Consider the following 14,890-nt stretch of genomic DNA (forward strand, 5'->3'; position numbering starts at 1 on the left):
AATGAGAATTGGCTTATGAATAAATTGTTTTTGACAATGGTCAGCCTAGTGCTGACCATTTCTTGTGGAAAGGAAAAGGATACGGAAATTACCAATGCGCAGCCAACGAATGCAAAGCTGGCTAAGCTAAAATTGCAGCCAGGTTTTAAAGCTGAGCATCTTTACAGTCCATCGGATAATGAGCAAGGCTCTTGGGTCGCCATGACCTTCGACAACAAAGAAAGGCTGATTACCTCCGATCAATATGGAGCTTTATATCGAATGAAACTGCCACCTGTTGGTTCCGATGACCTTAGGCCAAAGATTGAAAAACTGAGGATTCAAACCTCTAAAGAAGTTCCAGATTCCATAATTCAAATGGGCTATGCCCAAGGCTTGTTGTATGCCTTCAACAGTCTGTACGTTATGGTCAATCACCGTGGTAATGATGAGTTTGAAAAGACAAGTGGACTTTATCGTCTCCAAGATACGGACGGTGATGACCAGTATGACCAGATTACGCTTTTAAAGGCGTTAGAAGGAGCTGGCGAGCATGGTCCGCATAGTATAGTGCTGAGTCCAGATGGTGAGTCATTATATGTCATAGCCGGCAACCATACGGATGTGCCCGAAATGGATGGGTATCGTTTGCCCAACATCTGGAAAGATGATAATCTTCTTCCTCAAATCAAAGACCCTCGTGGGCACGCCAACAGTCGAGGTGCCCCGGGAGGTTGGATCGCCAAGATCGATCCCGAGGGGAAGCACTTGGAACTGGTTAGTGCAGGGTTCAGAAATCCATTTGATATTGCATTTAATGAAAATGGGGATTTGTTCACCTATGATTCCGATATGGAATGGGATCTGGGCATGCCCTGGTATAGACCAACACGTATCTGCCATGTAACTAGCGGTAGTGAATTTGGATGGCGTACTGGTAATGGAAAATGGTCCTCCGCTTATCCGGATAATTTGCCGCCCGTATTGAATATCGGGCAGGGATCTCCGACTAACGTTTCCCACGGAAAAGATGCAAAATTTCCAAAAAAATACCGTCGAAGTTTGTTTGCCTTTGATTGGAGTTTCGGTATTATTTATGCCATTGAGCTTACCAACCAGGGAGCAACCTACACAGGTCAAAGGGAAGAATTTCTTTCAGGATTACCGCTTCCATTGACCGATGGTGTTATAGGCCCGGACGGTGCCTTGTACTTCATGACCGGCGGTAGAAGGTTGGATTCCGATCTGTACCGCGTATACTATGATGAAACGGTTGAGGGAGCCCAGAAAGCTTTAGCCCATAAAGATACATCTACTGAAACGGAAGAAAACAAAATACGTAAACAGCTCGAGGCCTATCATGTGGGGCCAAAAGAGGGTGCTGTGGATTTTGCTTGGCCCTATTTAAGCCATGAAGATCGTTTTATTCGCTATGCTGCACGTATTGCTATCGAACATCAACCTGTATCACAATGGCAAGAACGGGTGCTTCAAGAAAAAGATCCGGTTGCCCTTATTCAAGGAACCGTTGCGTTGTCCAGACACACCGGCAAATCACAACGCAATCAAATTTTTGATAAAATATTACAAGTTGATTATACCGAACTTTCTCCCCATACCAAGGTAGAATTTGTCCGAGCGATCGAATTGACCTTGTCACGTTTGGGCAAGCCCAGTACTGCTTTGAAAAACAAGATAATTGCTTATTTATCGCCCCAATACCCAGCGGATACCGATGTGCTCAATCAGTTGTTAGGAAAGACGCTTGCCTATCTTGACGACCCTGAGGTCGTTTCAAAAACACTGGTATTATTGGAATCACAACAGGGCGAGAACGCTGATGTAATGGCAAATGCTGCCACAAACTCTTCGGATTTGATTTTAAGGAATCCTCAATACGGAATGGCCATTGCCGAAACCTTAAAAAATATGCCTCCTGCACAGCATACGTATTATGGTTCTGTTTTGAGCGATGTTACCCAAGGATGGACGCCAGAACTTCGAGAACGTTATTTCAACTGGTTTTACAGAGCATTCTCATACAAGGCAGGAAGAAGTTATATCGGTTTTATCGACAAGGCAAGAAAAACAGCCTTATCACATGTGCCCAAAGCTAAAATGGAGTTCTATAATCAGATGTCCGGCGATTCACTTTTGAATAGTTCAGGCAACGATTTGGCAAATGCCATCGTACAACCCAAAGGTCCCAGAAAAAATTGGGTAGAAGCGGATATAAAACCATTATTGGCCGATGGTTTGCAAAATAGAAATTTTGAACAAGGAAAAAATATGTTCGCGGCTACCAGCTGTATTACCTGTCATGCTATGGGTGCTGAAGGACAAAATCTCGGTCCTGATTTGACACAACTAGGAACCCGTTTTTCACCCGAAGACATTTTGAAGGCTATTATAAATCCCAATGCCGTAATTTCGGATCAATATAATTCCACGGTATTTTCTCTTAAAAATGGACAATCCATTGTGGGCCGATTGGCAGATGAAGACCAAGAAAGTTATACTATTTCCCAAAACCCATATGCCCCGGAAGTAACCCGTAAGATTCCGAAAAATGAGGTGGTCGATAAAAAACTTTCAACAGTTTCCTTAATGCCTCCCGGCACCATAAACAGACTAAATGCCGAGGAACTTAAGGATTTATTGGCATATCTGGTTTCTGGAGGCAATGCTGAAAACATTATATTTAATTGAGCTTAAAATACGCTCTCATTTTCATCCGAACCTAGTTAGGCATTGTAGTTTTAGTAAAATCGTAATTAAAAGCGTCGCAATTTTAAAGGAAAGTTTATGAACAAGAGAGCTCTAAGAGCGAAAAGTGGAATCTGGAAAGGTTTGGCCTGCATCGCGTTGTGCTACGGCTTCCTATCGTGCAAAGAAAAGAAGACACAACCCTCTGAAGAAAAATCGACAGAAATTTTAGATAAAAATGATGGCTTCGTGAAGATATTCGATGGCAAGACCTTGAATAGTTGGGAGGGAGACCCTACCTATTGGCGAGTTGAAAACGGTAATCTGGTGGGTGAGGTAACTCCCGAAACCTTGCTTAAAAACAATACCTTTATTATCTGGCAGGGTGGCCAACCCGATGATTTTGAACTAAAACTGGAATTCAGAATTGCCGAATCCGGTAATAGCGGTATCAACTACCGTAGCGAGCCCATCGACACCATTCCTTTCGCCTTACGAGGGTATCAGGCTGATATAGATGGTAAAATTAGGTATACCGGACAAAATTACGAAGAAAAGAAAAGAACGACTTTAGCTTATCGGGGAGAGAAAGTAAACATAAATACCCAACATAATCCAGACCTACCTGGTTCCTTAAGAGCCAATGTTGAAAAGAATTGCTGGCAGAGTAGAGAAGTTGTCGGTTCGTTTGGCACATCGGACTCTCTTAAAACAAAAATCAAGAGCGAAGATTGGAACGAGGTTCATTTAGTAATCAAGGGTAATCGTCTACAACACTATGTTAACGGCATTTTGATGAGCGACGTAACTGATAATGATACCATCAATAGAACGCTATCTGGATATTTGGGTGTACAAGTTCATGTCGGCCCTCCTATGAAGGTCGAATACAGAAATATTCGGCTAAAGAGCCTTTGAATGGTATTTTAATACTCCCATTCAATTTTCATATTCTGTAGAGGAGCACTATTTTTATACACCTTTCGCGCTGCCATAAATTAATTTTTTATTCTTTGTTCTTGAAGGATATACAAAACGGCATTAAGTCAAAACACTACCTCTCATTTTATATTAGAATTGAAAAAGGGATAAATAACTAGTTATTTATCCCTTCTAAACTAACTTAACAATAGATACTTGATATTGTAATCAAGTTTACAACTTTTTTAGAGGGCATGCATCCTGTACTCACCTGCTTTTATTGAAATCAATATCGGCTAATTTGCATACTATCCATAAAACTCAAAAAGAATTTACTACCAGGTCAATTTTATGTATTCCAGGAGGTAATCTGATAGTGCCAAAAGCGGTATTTATTTTTTGGCCATTCAACTTGATTACGCTACCAGTGGAAGTATCAAGTTCAAATTCCGCCACCATATTTGCAGGAATTTCTATGGTGTATACTTGTAATCTTGGGTTTTTATAGGTGTAGTCTGCCTTTATGGTGCCTTTAATAGTAGGGACTTCAATAGTGCTATTTTTCAAATCGCCCATTTGTGGTTTAATGGTAGCCATACCAAAACCAGGGGTTTTTGGTCGAATGCCCCAAAGTCCGCGTGGAATAATATTGGCCGGTACCGCTCCCCAGGCGTGGTTCCAATCCAGATTATTCTTATACTTCAGATCCCATGCTTCCAAGGTAATCGTAGAACCAATCCGAATCATGTTATACCAACTTCTGTCACTTGTATCGGTTAACAGTTTCAGGGCATAATCTTCCTCTCCGGCGTTGTAAAGACCATCCATTAAATATTGAGATCCATACACACTGCAGGCCATACCCCTTGATTTTACGAATTCGACCACCGATGCCAGATGCTCATCCGGTACCATGTTGAAAGCCAAAGGCAACATGTTGGCATGTAATGAAGCATGGTCAGTTCCAATACCATCTACATAGACTCCTCTTTTAGCATCGAACATCTTTTCATTAAATGCTTTCTTCGCCTTCAACGCTCTTAGTTCATATGCCATAGCTTCCTCAGTTTTACCTAGGGCCTTGGCAAACTCCGCCATGATCATCATGTTTTGGCAGTAAAATGCATTGACGACCGTATTGTAATCTTTGAACACATAGCCATCACGTTCTCCTTTATTCGATGGATCACCGCCCCAACCTGCTGAGGGCCAATCGACGATATCGCGAAAGGTCTCTTTCATCGTTTTGGGAAATCCTAGGTTTGCCATTAACTCTGGTGTCATTTTAGTGGAGGTAATTAAACCATCTTCACGGGCCAATTCATACAAGGTCTTGTACTTCAGTTGCTCATAATATTTTTCGATTAGCTCTGTATTCCCCGTGTACATATAGTCGGCATGAAACATTAGTGCCACATGCTGTTGCCATTCAGTGGGCCAGGTCGGGTTTTCCATGAAGTATTCAATGGTCTGCCTTGCAATGGCATATTCACGATCGGTGGTATAATGACTTAGCTGATTCAAATATGCATCGGCCTCATAGGGAATACGTTCTCGATCACCATCCACATATAATCCATTGAAGGTAGTTGCCTTTATGGAGTATTTACATAACTCCCAAACCTGGTTCAAGATGTCATCAGAGCTTTCAAAACTACTGGTATCGTCTTCCCAATAGCTGTGGTATGCCAATTGCGTAAAATCTTCGGAGGTCAAGGTTTCTTGCGCTCCTTCAACTTCGGCATATCTAAAAGGCATCAGGACCGGGAAGCCTTCTGGTAGGGGCAATGCCTTACCTGGCAAGGTATTTCTTTTATCCGCCTTTACGGGAAGTTGATATTCAATTTGGCCAGCTTTTACAGGCACTTCAATTTCTTGATAGCGTATGTGGCTTTTTTCGGCCGGTTTTCTATTAATACTTTGACCATCCAATTGTTCTCCAATTCGAAATGTGAGGGTATGGTTTGTTTTGGCGTTGTATGTAAAATTGATAGTTGCAAAGGCGGCTTTGCCGAAATCAATAAAATAAGTTGCTTCTCTTTTTTCAAAAACCGAGGGCTTAATTTCGTCTACCTGAAAACTATTCGCAGTTGTGATGGTCGCTTTGGGCCTTCCCATATTAAATGATTGACTTTCCGAGTAGCGAGATAGTCGATTGTCTTGATCCCAAATGCGAACTTTCCAAAAGTAGGTTTTACCGTTTACCAATTCCGCCCCTGCATGTTCAATTTCAGAAGATGCGTTTGTCCGTATCTGTTCACTATCCCAAATATCCCCTATATTATTTTCTATTTTTTCCTGGGATGAAGCTACAAGAACTTGATAAGCTGATTGTGAAACTGCACCTTCTGGCACTACCCAACCATATTCGGGTTTTGAATCAATAATAGTTACACCTTCGGGATTTCGTATAAATTCAACTATTAAATCTGATGGCCCGTCCGAAAAGTGGTCACTTTTTTCATCTATTAGTCTATCTGTTTTACTTCGGAAAGTTCGAAGCTTCTTTGCATATTTTGGGTTTTTAGCCAAATTGTTTATTTCCTTCGGGTCTTTCTTTAGATTATAGAGTTCCTCGAAAGATTTGTCGTTTACATATCTAAAGTATTTCCAATCTTTTGTTCTAAGACCTTCACTTGGGGGAATATTCTCGAACTCCCAGATGTGTTCTATCAAGACGGTGTCTCTTTTGAAATTCTTGGCCTTTCCGGTTACCATAGGAATAAGACTTTTACCTTGCCAAGTCTTTGGTTGTTCGAGACCAGCGAGATCCAATATCGTGGAGGGTACATCTATGTTGAGTGCCAGTGCATGACTATCATGATGTTTCTTTACCCGTGGGTCATAAACGATCAAAGGCACTCGAACAGAATTATCATATAATAACCACTTTCCGGCCAATTGTCGTTCTCCCAAAAAATAGCCATTATCTCCCATAAGAATAATCACGGTATTCTTATCGAGCCCTTTTTTCTTTAGTTGCTCGCGAATCTTTGTGATTTCCCTATCAATTCCGGAAATCATGCGATAGTAACCTTTAACGCTATGTTGATATTTTTCAGGAGTATCGTAACGCCAATACCATCGCAGGCGATTAAAACCATCCTGTACAAATTTGGGTTGGGCATCAAAGTATTTATCATCGCCTAACGCTGGACCCGGCATGCTCATGTTCGCTAATAATTTATCGGATTCCTGCTGCCAGAAATATTGATCTTCAGCATTGTCATGGGCATGGGGAGCACTAAAACTTAGGGATAGGCAAAAGGGTTTTGAGCCATCACTTTCATTAATGAAATCAATAGCCTTCTGGCCCGTATACCGGGTCAAATGCACGGTGTCTTTTTCTAACGTTTTAAAATAATACCCTCTTCTGTCGGGGAATTTACCATTTCGATCATAGGATTCATATTCATCGAATTGCTTATCCAACTCATCATATCGAACCCCATATTTGCCGAAAAATGCAGTGCGATATCCGTTATTTTTCAAAATAGTTGGGTATGAATCCGTCATGTACGAGTCGCGAATATCTCCTGTTTGAAAGTTATAACTGTGGGTACGTTCGTATAGCCCGGTAAGAATGCTCGCCCTACTCGCAGCGCAAATGGGCGTAGTTACCATGGCATTTTCAAAGTAAGTACCTGTCATTGCCAACTTGTCCATTTCAGGGGTATGGATAAGACTGTTGCCGGCGTACCCCAAGGCATCGAACCGTTGATCATCGGTAAGAATAAAAATGATATTGGGTTTTTCTGAATTTCCCTGAGCTGCAACCCTATGATTTAAAAGTGTAATTAGTACCAGTAGCAGGGCTAAGGGGTAAGTCAATCCAGTATTTTGGTTTTTCATAGGTCCATAAGTTTTGTGCTCAAAAAAAAGATTTTGCTAAATAGGTTATATCCGTTACAACCATAGAAATAGTTTGATTTCTTGCTATTCTGCTACTATTGAATTTAATGATTTTATAATATTAGTAGAGTTTAGCTATAAAAGTATCCTGTACCGTGCTGCCGAACAGTGTTCATATGTCTATTTTTTTATTCGCTGTTTAAGACAGTATGGTGCAGGATACTTGTTCCCAAAGGTTTTTTTAGTTTAGGAAAGTAATAATAAACCTAAGTATTAAAATAGTAATATTACGTCCATAGAATTCCATAATGAGGGAAATAATATCAGTTACGCCAATTATTGCCTTTTTGTTCTTGTTGGGCGCTTGCCATCAAAACAGGAAAACGGAAAAGTTGAATGAGCCTGAAAGGCCAAATATTTTGCTCATAGCAGTAGACGACCTTAACGATTGGATCGGGATATTAGGGGGGCATCCACAGGCTAAAACACCCCATATGGACAGGCTGGCAAGACGTGGTGTTCTTTTTAGTAATGCGCATTGCCAGGCACCTGTCTGCAATCCATCCCGGGCCAGTATAATGACTTCCTTATATCCAAGTACCACAGGTATCTATTTTTTGAATCCAGATATTACGGAATCCCCTATAGCAAGCAAAAATGTCGTAATGCCGAAGCGGTTTCAACAAGAAGGGTATGATGTCTTTGCCGCAGGAAAGCTATTCCACAATGGAAAAGGAATCAATGAAACGCATATTCCCAATTACGCAGGTCAATTTGGAGGGTTTGGCCCTATGCCCAAAGAGAAAATAAGTACGTATCCCGGCCACCCCCTATGGGACTGGGGCGTATATCCGGAACGGGATGAGCAGATGCCCGATTATCAAATTGCAAGTTGGGCGGAAGAACATTTGGCAGAAAAACAAGACCAGCCCTTTTGGATGGGGGTGGGGTTCTACCGTCCCCATGTACCCCAATTTGCTCCTCAAAAGTGGTTTGACCTGTATCCATTGGAATCGCTTGAGCTACCAAAAACCATAGCTAGAGATCTAGAGGACATTTCGTCTTATGGAATCTCCATCACACGCGAAAAGCATGTATCCCCTACCCACGACTGGGTACTGGAAAATGATGAATGGAAACCCTTGGTACAATCCTATTTGGCCTGTGTCAGTTTTGTGGACGAACAAGTAGGCAGGGTAATCAATGCACTGGATAATGGGGATTATGGCGACAACACCTATGTTGTATTGTTCAGTGATCACGGGTTCCATATCGGCGAAAAGGAACGCCATGCCAAACGCAGCTTATGGGAAGATGGCTCCCGGGTGCCTATGATTATTATGGGGCCAGGTATTCCAGAGGGAAAAGTATGTAACAAGCCTGTTCAATTGCTGGATATTTACCCTACCTTACTTGAGTTAAGTGGCCTTGAACATGATTCCAAACACGAAGGGAATTCGTTGGTTCCCTTACTACAAAATACAGAGGTTGAATGGCCCCATTATGCCAGAACCAGTTTTGGCCCGGGCAACTATGCCATCGTATCGGAAGATTATCGCTTTATTCAGTACAGGGACGGATCCGAAGAGTTCTATGATCACAAAAGCGACCCGAATGAATGGTATAATCAAGTCGGGAATGCAAAATATGAGGCCGTTGTTCAGCAACACCGAGACCAAATACCGCAACTATGGCATCCAATATTGGGCAAAGGCTCCACGGGGCATTTATCGTATCAGGCCTCTGAGCACAAGTAAAATAGGACAGCTGAATTTCACAGCACATAAAACTAAAGATATAGATATATATTTCAAAACAGTCTCTTAGACTTAATTTCAATTATTGAACAGCATAGTACAGGACATAGGTTACCGTTATTTCTGATTACTTGCCTTACGTTAAAATGAAGAAAGATGACAATAACAAAAGTATTAATCAAAACCTTGGTATTAATTATATCCCTTAGTTGCCTATCCCTTTATTCACAATCACATCAAAAAACCAATATTTCAATACAGGAAAATCAATTCTATATTAATGGAGAATTGACCTATAAAGGACGGTTTTGGAAGGACAACAAAATCGAGGGCCTGCTCATGAACTCAAGAATGGTCCAAGGTATATTTGATGATCTGAATCCTGATACGGTTGGAAATTTCGACTATCCCGACACCCAAAAATGGGATGCGGATCGGAATACCAATGAGTTTGTTGCGGCTATGGAAGATTGGTACCAACATGGCCTTTTGGCATTTTCATTGAATCTTCAGGGTGGAAGTCCCTTGGGATATGGGAACAAGAATTGGGTCAACTCAACCTTTGATGGCAAAGGAAATCTCCGCCCCGCCTATATAAAACGGTTGGTGCGTATTTTGGATAAGGCAGATGAGTTGGGTATGGTGGTCATCCTAGGGTATTTTTATTTTGGTCAGGATCAATATTTAGAAAATGAGCAGGCTGTTCTCAATGCATCGGACAACATTACCCATTGGATCCTTGAACAAGGTTATCAAAACATTTTAATTGAAATTAACAATGAATGTAATGGGCCTTATGACCATACCATTCTTACCCAGCCTCGTGTACATGAATTGATTCAAAGGGTAAAGAAAATGAGCAACGAAAAACTTTTGGTGACCACAAGTTATGGTGGTGGAGTTATCCCCCAAGAAAATGTACTACAGGTTTCAGACTATATTTTGATTCATGGCAATGGCGTTCATGAGCCATCTGGCATTACCGAAATGGTCAGAAGAACAAAGAATGTAAAAGGGTTTGCAAACCAACCGATTCTGTTCAATGAAGATGACCATTTTGATTTTGACGCGGAAAATTACAATTTCAAGGCCGCGATAGAATCTTATGCTTCTTGGGGCTATTTTGACTACCGTATGAATGGAGAGAAATTCGAAGACGGTTTTCAAAGTGTACCTGTAGATTGGAGCATCAACTCATCAAGAAAGAAGGCGTTTTTCAAGAAGCTAAAAGAGATTACGGGTTATTAGCCGTGACACATACTATTTTCACTTCTGAACTTTTGCGCTAAAGGAATAATTTCCAGACCCTATTTCTAAAATGGTTTCCTTTTCACTGGATTCCAAAACCTTGATTTCAGGTATTTTGTCCAATCGCCTGTTACTCTCTTTGATATCCGAAATATGGGCCGTGGGGATGCTGACTTTTGCCGTAGTATTTACTGGAATCTCAATATTCATAACCACTTTATTTCCCTTCCAGTTCCAAGCTGAGGAAATTGTCCCATTGATGCTTTTATAACTTGCCCGTATAAAATCCATTTCTTTGCTTATCGCAGGTTTTATGAGGATATTCCGATATCCTGGATCTATCAAGTCAATTCCTGCGGCATGTTGAAACATCCATTCCGCTACCGAGCCAAAGGCATAATGACTAAAGGAATTCATTTTTGCGTTCAGATCCGAATTTTCTGCATCATCCTTGGTATAACTGTTCCAGCGTTCCCAAATAGACGTACTTCCATTCTCTACGGAATATCCCCAACTGGGGTATTCGGTCTGTTTGAACAATTTATAGGCCAAATCATCATATCCGCATTTTGATAAGGCCAGCATAACGTGTTTGGTGCCCAGGAAGCCCGTTGAAAATTTAAAGCCGTTCTTTTCTATTTTTTCAGCCAATCGAGCAGCTCCTTTCTTTGCTAAAGCTTTAGGATACAAATCAAAATATAAAGCCAGGGCATAGGTAGTTTGGGTATCCTCCGAAGTATGCCCATTTTCAAGAATATATTTTTCGGCAAATGCTTTTTTGATGTTCTTAAAGAGCTCCCCGTACTTATCAGCATCTTCTTTTTTATTCAAGGCCTCCGCCATCTCGGCCATGAGCTTGGCATCATACCCGTAAAATGAGGCTCCGATATAATCATGACTAGTCTCCTCGTTTACCGCTAGCCAATCTCCCCAATTGTTGCCGCCTCCCGGACGAATAAAATCGGTACTGGCATCTTCTTGAAAGCGCATGAATCTTTCCATCCCTTCATACATATATTCCAGAATACGGGTGTCGTTATAGACTTTGTACATGTTATAGGGAATTATGATGCCCGCATCCATCCATGCGGGTGCATATTGGTTGGGCCTTGAATATGGAAATGGTGCAAAATTCGGATAGGCACCGTACCATCTTTGGGCATCATCGAGATCTACCAAAAACTTGGTCATAAAAGCGGCCACATACGCATTATAGGTGGCCGACCGCATATAGGTCTGGGCATCGCCTGTCCAACCTAAGCGTTCGTCCCTTTGTGGACAATCGGTAGGCAATTCAAAAAAGTTAGCGCTTTGCGTCGTTTTTATATTTTCAAAAAGTGTATTGTTCATAGCATTGGAAGAATTGAACGTACTCGCATCGGTCTCAATGGAACTTAAAACAATTCCGGTAATGGCATCTATTGTAGGTCGTCCCGGATAACTGGTAACTTCTACATACTGAAAGCCGTGATACGTAAATTTTGGTTGCCATGTTTCCGCACCTTCGCCCTTTAAAATATAGGTATCGGTAGCTCGGGCCAGACGTAAATTTTCGGTCTGTATGTTACCATCGCTCTTAAGTATTTCTCCAAAACGAAGCTGAACCCTGGTCCCTTTGGGTCCCTGAACTTTAAGCTCTGCCATACCTGCAAAATTCTTCCCAAGGTTAAAAACGTAGGTTCCAGGGCTGGGCTCGGTTATCTCAATAGGGGTAAGACGTTCCCTGTTTCTCACCAAAGTTCCTGGATGCGCTTCAAGTTTTCCCTCGGGATACGTATAAACTTTGGGCACTTTCCAATTACTGTCATCATAACCCGGCGCATCCCAACCTACTTGCTCTAATCTAGCGTCATACGTTTCCCCCATTAAAATATCTGCCTCGCGAATAGGGCCTTGGTTTGATTTCCAGGAAGTATCTGAGGCGATAGTCTCAACAGTACCATCCTCGTATTCAATTTGTATCTGCCCCATAAACGAAGGATTGACCCCATAAAATTCCCGGACTTTGTCCAAGCGAACCAATAGGGCATAACCAATATATCCGGCGTACCAGCCATCAGCTATGACCGCCCCTATGACATTTTCTCCCTGCCGTATTCTATCCGTAATATCAAAGGTTTGGTAATAGAGTCTTTTGTTGTAATCAGTCCATCCCGGTAGGAAGTTGGCATCCCCAATTTTTTGTCCATTAATTTTAAGTTCATATAGACCCAAGGCAGTGGCATAAGCTGTTGCTCTTTTTACTTTCTTATTGGCAGTAAAAGACTTACGTAAATATCTGGCAGGTGGTAGATAGAGGCTGTCGTATTTATCCGTTTTGTCGTATCCAACACCATGACTGATAAACAAGCCTTTCCAATCGGAAAAATTCAGAAGGCCCATGGAAAAACTAGCGGGTGTGCTCCATTCCGATTCTTGGCCTTTTTCGTCCCAAACCTTTACTTTCCAAAAATAATTTGCTTTAGAAGCAAGGTGGTTTCCGTCATATTCGATTTGGTTGGTAGCATTCGATGCTACCTTTCCGCTGTCCCAAATATCTCCCTGGTGTTGTCCCAATTTTTCGTCGGATGAGGAAACCAGTATTTGGTAGGCAGTCTGCAAGCGTTTTCTACCTTCCCCTTTTAGTATCCAGCTAAACCTTGGTCGCTGCACGGTTATTCCCATAGGATTTTCAAGGTACTCTAACCTTGGCCGTTCTATAGTAAGTGATGGGGAAACCGATTTTTGCCCCCATGCGACCGGCACACAACAGAGGATTAAGACCAGTATACAGAAACGTATCTTCATAATTTTTTTTTTAGAATTCTAAACCCAAAGAGGCTACGCATATTAAAGGTAGCCTCTTATGAAACAAGATTGTACAAAATCAATTTTAAAAATTACCACCCCGGATTTTGCTCTAAATTGGGGTTGGCATTAATTTCAGTATTCGGAATTGGCCAAACCTCAAAATCCGGCCTATAGACAGTTCCATTGGCAACTGGTAATGGCGCCTTTTCAATAACTTCTTGTACCTTGCCTAACCTACGAACGTCATATAGCTCCTGCATCTCAAAAGTAAATTCTAAAAGTCTTTCAGTAAACATCAACTCCGCAAATTCTTCTTGAGTGTGACTTCCAGGGATAAGTTGGCTTGCACCAGCTCTTGCTCTAACCATATTAATGTATTCATAAGCTGTTGCCGTTGGTCCATTAAGACTATTCTCGGCTTCGGCATACATCAATAATGCATCAGAATAACGATAATAGACAATATCCGGGTCACCATCACAACAACCTTGATCCGAATCTCTATATTTATTATTTGGAATGCCCCAAGTTGCCTGATAAGGATCACCCCCATAATTTTCTACTGGCTCACCTGAGAAGAACGTTTCCTCGCCAGTAGTAGAATGAATATAAGAATATTGCATGGTTACATCTCTTCGTGTATCAGTATCTTCATATAAATCATAAAATTCCTGCGTCCAACCCCCGTGACCTTGTCCTCTTGGCACACCTCCATTGGGCGAACCTATACCAGCCCAGACAAAAGTACCTGCGGTACCCTGCCCTTCAACGGCCTGGGTTTGCTGAATGCCCCAAACCCTCTCACTATTGTTATCAATATAGATTGCATCTGCATAACTTGGAAGCAGCTCATAACCATATGTACTTGCATTATCTATAACTTCTTTGATTTTGGAATGCGCCAAGGCCATCTTACTGGCATCATTTACTTGGGCACCTGCCATGGTAAGGTAAACCTTTGCCAGTAAAAACTTTGCCGTTCCAACATTAGGCCTGCCTATTTCGTTAGGAACGGTTCTAATTATTGGCAAATTCGCTTCTGCGGCTTCTAAATCGGCAATTATTTGCGCGTATATTGCTTCGCGTGGTGTTGCAGCCAATTTGGCAGTTTCCACGGATACGGCAGCCTCCAACGGCATGGGAACATTTCCAAACAATTGTGTTAGGTGAAAATAGCACCACGCTCTTAGCCATTGTGCTTCAGCGATAAGCTGAATCCTTGTATTTTCCTCGTCACCTTCAAATGTTCTTGTACTTAATTCCGAAATTGCAACATTAGCCCTAAATATGCCCTGATATAAAGGATTCCAACTACGTGGTAAGCTTAGACCATTACCACTAGAGGTGGTATAGTCGGCCCATTCAATTCTCCAGCCTACTCTACTTGTGAAATAGGGATGTGACGCCCCAACAGTCGATGACAATCCGAAATCCCACAAACTTATAGTTCTGTTAAGTGCGTTGTAAATTGCCGTTACCGCAGCATCACCATCCGCCGCATTATTATAGAAATTAGATGGACTTAGATTTGAAAAGACTTGCTCATCCAGACTAGGGTCTGCGCAGGAAAATATAACCAAGAACAGTAGTAAATATTTTGTTTTTTTTATTTTTTTCATTTTGTTTATTTTAAAGGT

Annotated in this window: 7 protein-coding genes; 4 read left to right on the forward strand and 3 right to left on the reverse strand. The window is 41.6% G+C overall.

Annotated features, from left to right (window positions below; translation table 11 throughout):
• Nucleotides 1-36 precede the first annotated feature (36 nt).
• Complete coding sequence (locus D7Z94_RS20910; RefSeq protein ID WP_211341828.1) at nucleotides 37-2,688, forward strand: c-type cytochrome; 2,652 nt, start codon at nucleotides 37-39, stop codon at nucleotides 2,686-2,688.
• A 96-nt stretch (nucleotides 2,689-2,784) separates the two neighbouring features.
• The gene (locus tag D7Z94_RS20915) at nucleotides 2,785-3,603 is read left to right on the forward strand and encodes a 3-keto-disaccharide hydrolase (protein WP_120713568.1); all 819 of its coding nucleotides are present in this window, start codon (nucleotides 2,785-2,787) and stop codon (nucleotides 3,601-3,603) included.
• A gap of 324 nt (nucleotides 3,604-3,927) precedes the next feature.
• Here D7Z94_RS20915 and D7Z94_RS20920 read toward each other — a convergent pair whose 3' ends face one another.
• Nucleotides 3,928-7,458 (reverse strand): alpha-L-rhamnosidase-related protein, encoded by a 3,531-nt coding sequence (locus tag D7Z94_RS20920; protein ID WP_120713569.1) that lies wholly within the window; start codon nucleotides 7,456-7,458, stop codon nucleotides 3,928-3,930.
• Nucleotides 7,459-7,766: 308 nt separating this feature from the next.
• Here D7Z94_RS20920 and D7Z94_RS20925 point away from each other — a divergent pair, with 308 nt between their 5' ends.
• On the forward strand, nucleotides 7,767-9,215 hold the full coding sequence (locus D7Z94_RS20925; RefSeq protein WP_120713570.1) for a sulfatase: 1,449 nt from the start codon (nucleotides 7,767-7,769) through the stop codon (nucleotides 9,213-9,215).
• Between the two features lie 156 nt (nucleotides 9,216-9,371).
• Nucleotides 9,372-10,463 (forward strand): hypothetical protein, encoded by a 1,092-nt coding sequence (locus D7Z94_RS20930; RefSeq protein WP_120713571.1) that lies wholly within the window; start codon nucleotides 9,372-9,374, stop codon nucleotides 10,461-10,463.
• An 18-nt stretch (nucleotides 10,464-10,481) separates the two neighbouring features.
• Here the strand turns inward: D7Z94_RS20930 and D7Z94_RS20935 are convergent, their stop codons facing one another.
• Both D7Z94_RS20935 and D7Z94_RS20940 read right to left on the reverse strand, forming a co-directional pair.
• The gene (locus D7Z94_RS20935) at nucleotides 10,482-13,250 is read right to left on the reverse strand and encodes an alpha-L-rhamnosidase (protein ID WP_120713572.1); all 2,769 of its coding nucleotides are present in this window, start codon (nucleotides 13,248-13,250) and stop codon (nucleotides 10,482-10,484) included.
• A 92-nt stretch (nucleotides 13,251-13,342) separates the two neighbouring features.
• Complete coding sequence (locus D7Z94_RS20940) at nucleotides 13,343-14,872, reverse strand: RagB/SusD family nutrient uptake outer membrane protein (protein WP_120713573.1); 1,530 nt, start codon at nucleotides 14,870-14,872, stop codon at nucleotides 13,343-13,345.
• Between the last annotated feature and the right edge of the window lie 18 nt (nucleotides 14,873-14,890).

This window comes from Ulvibacterium marinum, from assembly GCF_003626755.1.
Classification (GTDB): domain Bacteria; phylum Bacteroidota; class Bacteroidia; order Flavobacteriales; family Flavobacteriaceae; genus Ulvibacterium; species Ulvibacterium marinum.

Coding starts and splice junctions, on each gene's coding strand:
- D7Z94_RS20930 (WP_120713571.1), top strand. CDS start 9,372: ATGACAATAACAAAAGTATTAATCAAAACCTTGGTATTAATTATATCC.
- D7Z94_RS20910 (WP_211341828.1), top strand. CDS start 37: ATGGTCAGCCTAGTGCTGACCATTTCTTGTGGAAAGGAAAAGGATACG.
- D7Z94_RS20935 (WP_120713572.1), bottom strand. CDS start 13,250: ATGAAGATACGTTTCTGTATACTGGTCTTAATCCTCTGTTGTGTGCCG.
- D7Z94_RS20940 (WP_120713573.1), bottom strand. CDS start 14,872: ATGAAAAAAATAAAAAAAACAAAATATTTACTACTGTTCTTGGTTATA.
- D7Z94_RS20920 (WP_120713569.1), bottom strand. CDS start 7,458: ATGAAAAACCAAAATACTGGATTGACTTACCCCTTAGCCCTGCTACTG.
- D7Z94_RS20925 (WP_120713570.1), top strand. CDS start 7,767: ATGAGGGAAATAATATCAGTTACGCCAATTATTGCCTTTTTGTTCTTG.
- D7Z94_RS20915 (WP_120713568.1), top strand. CDS start 2,785: ATGAACAAGAGAGCTCTAAGAGCGAAAAGTGGAATCTGGAAAGGTTTG.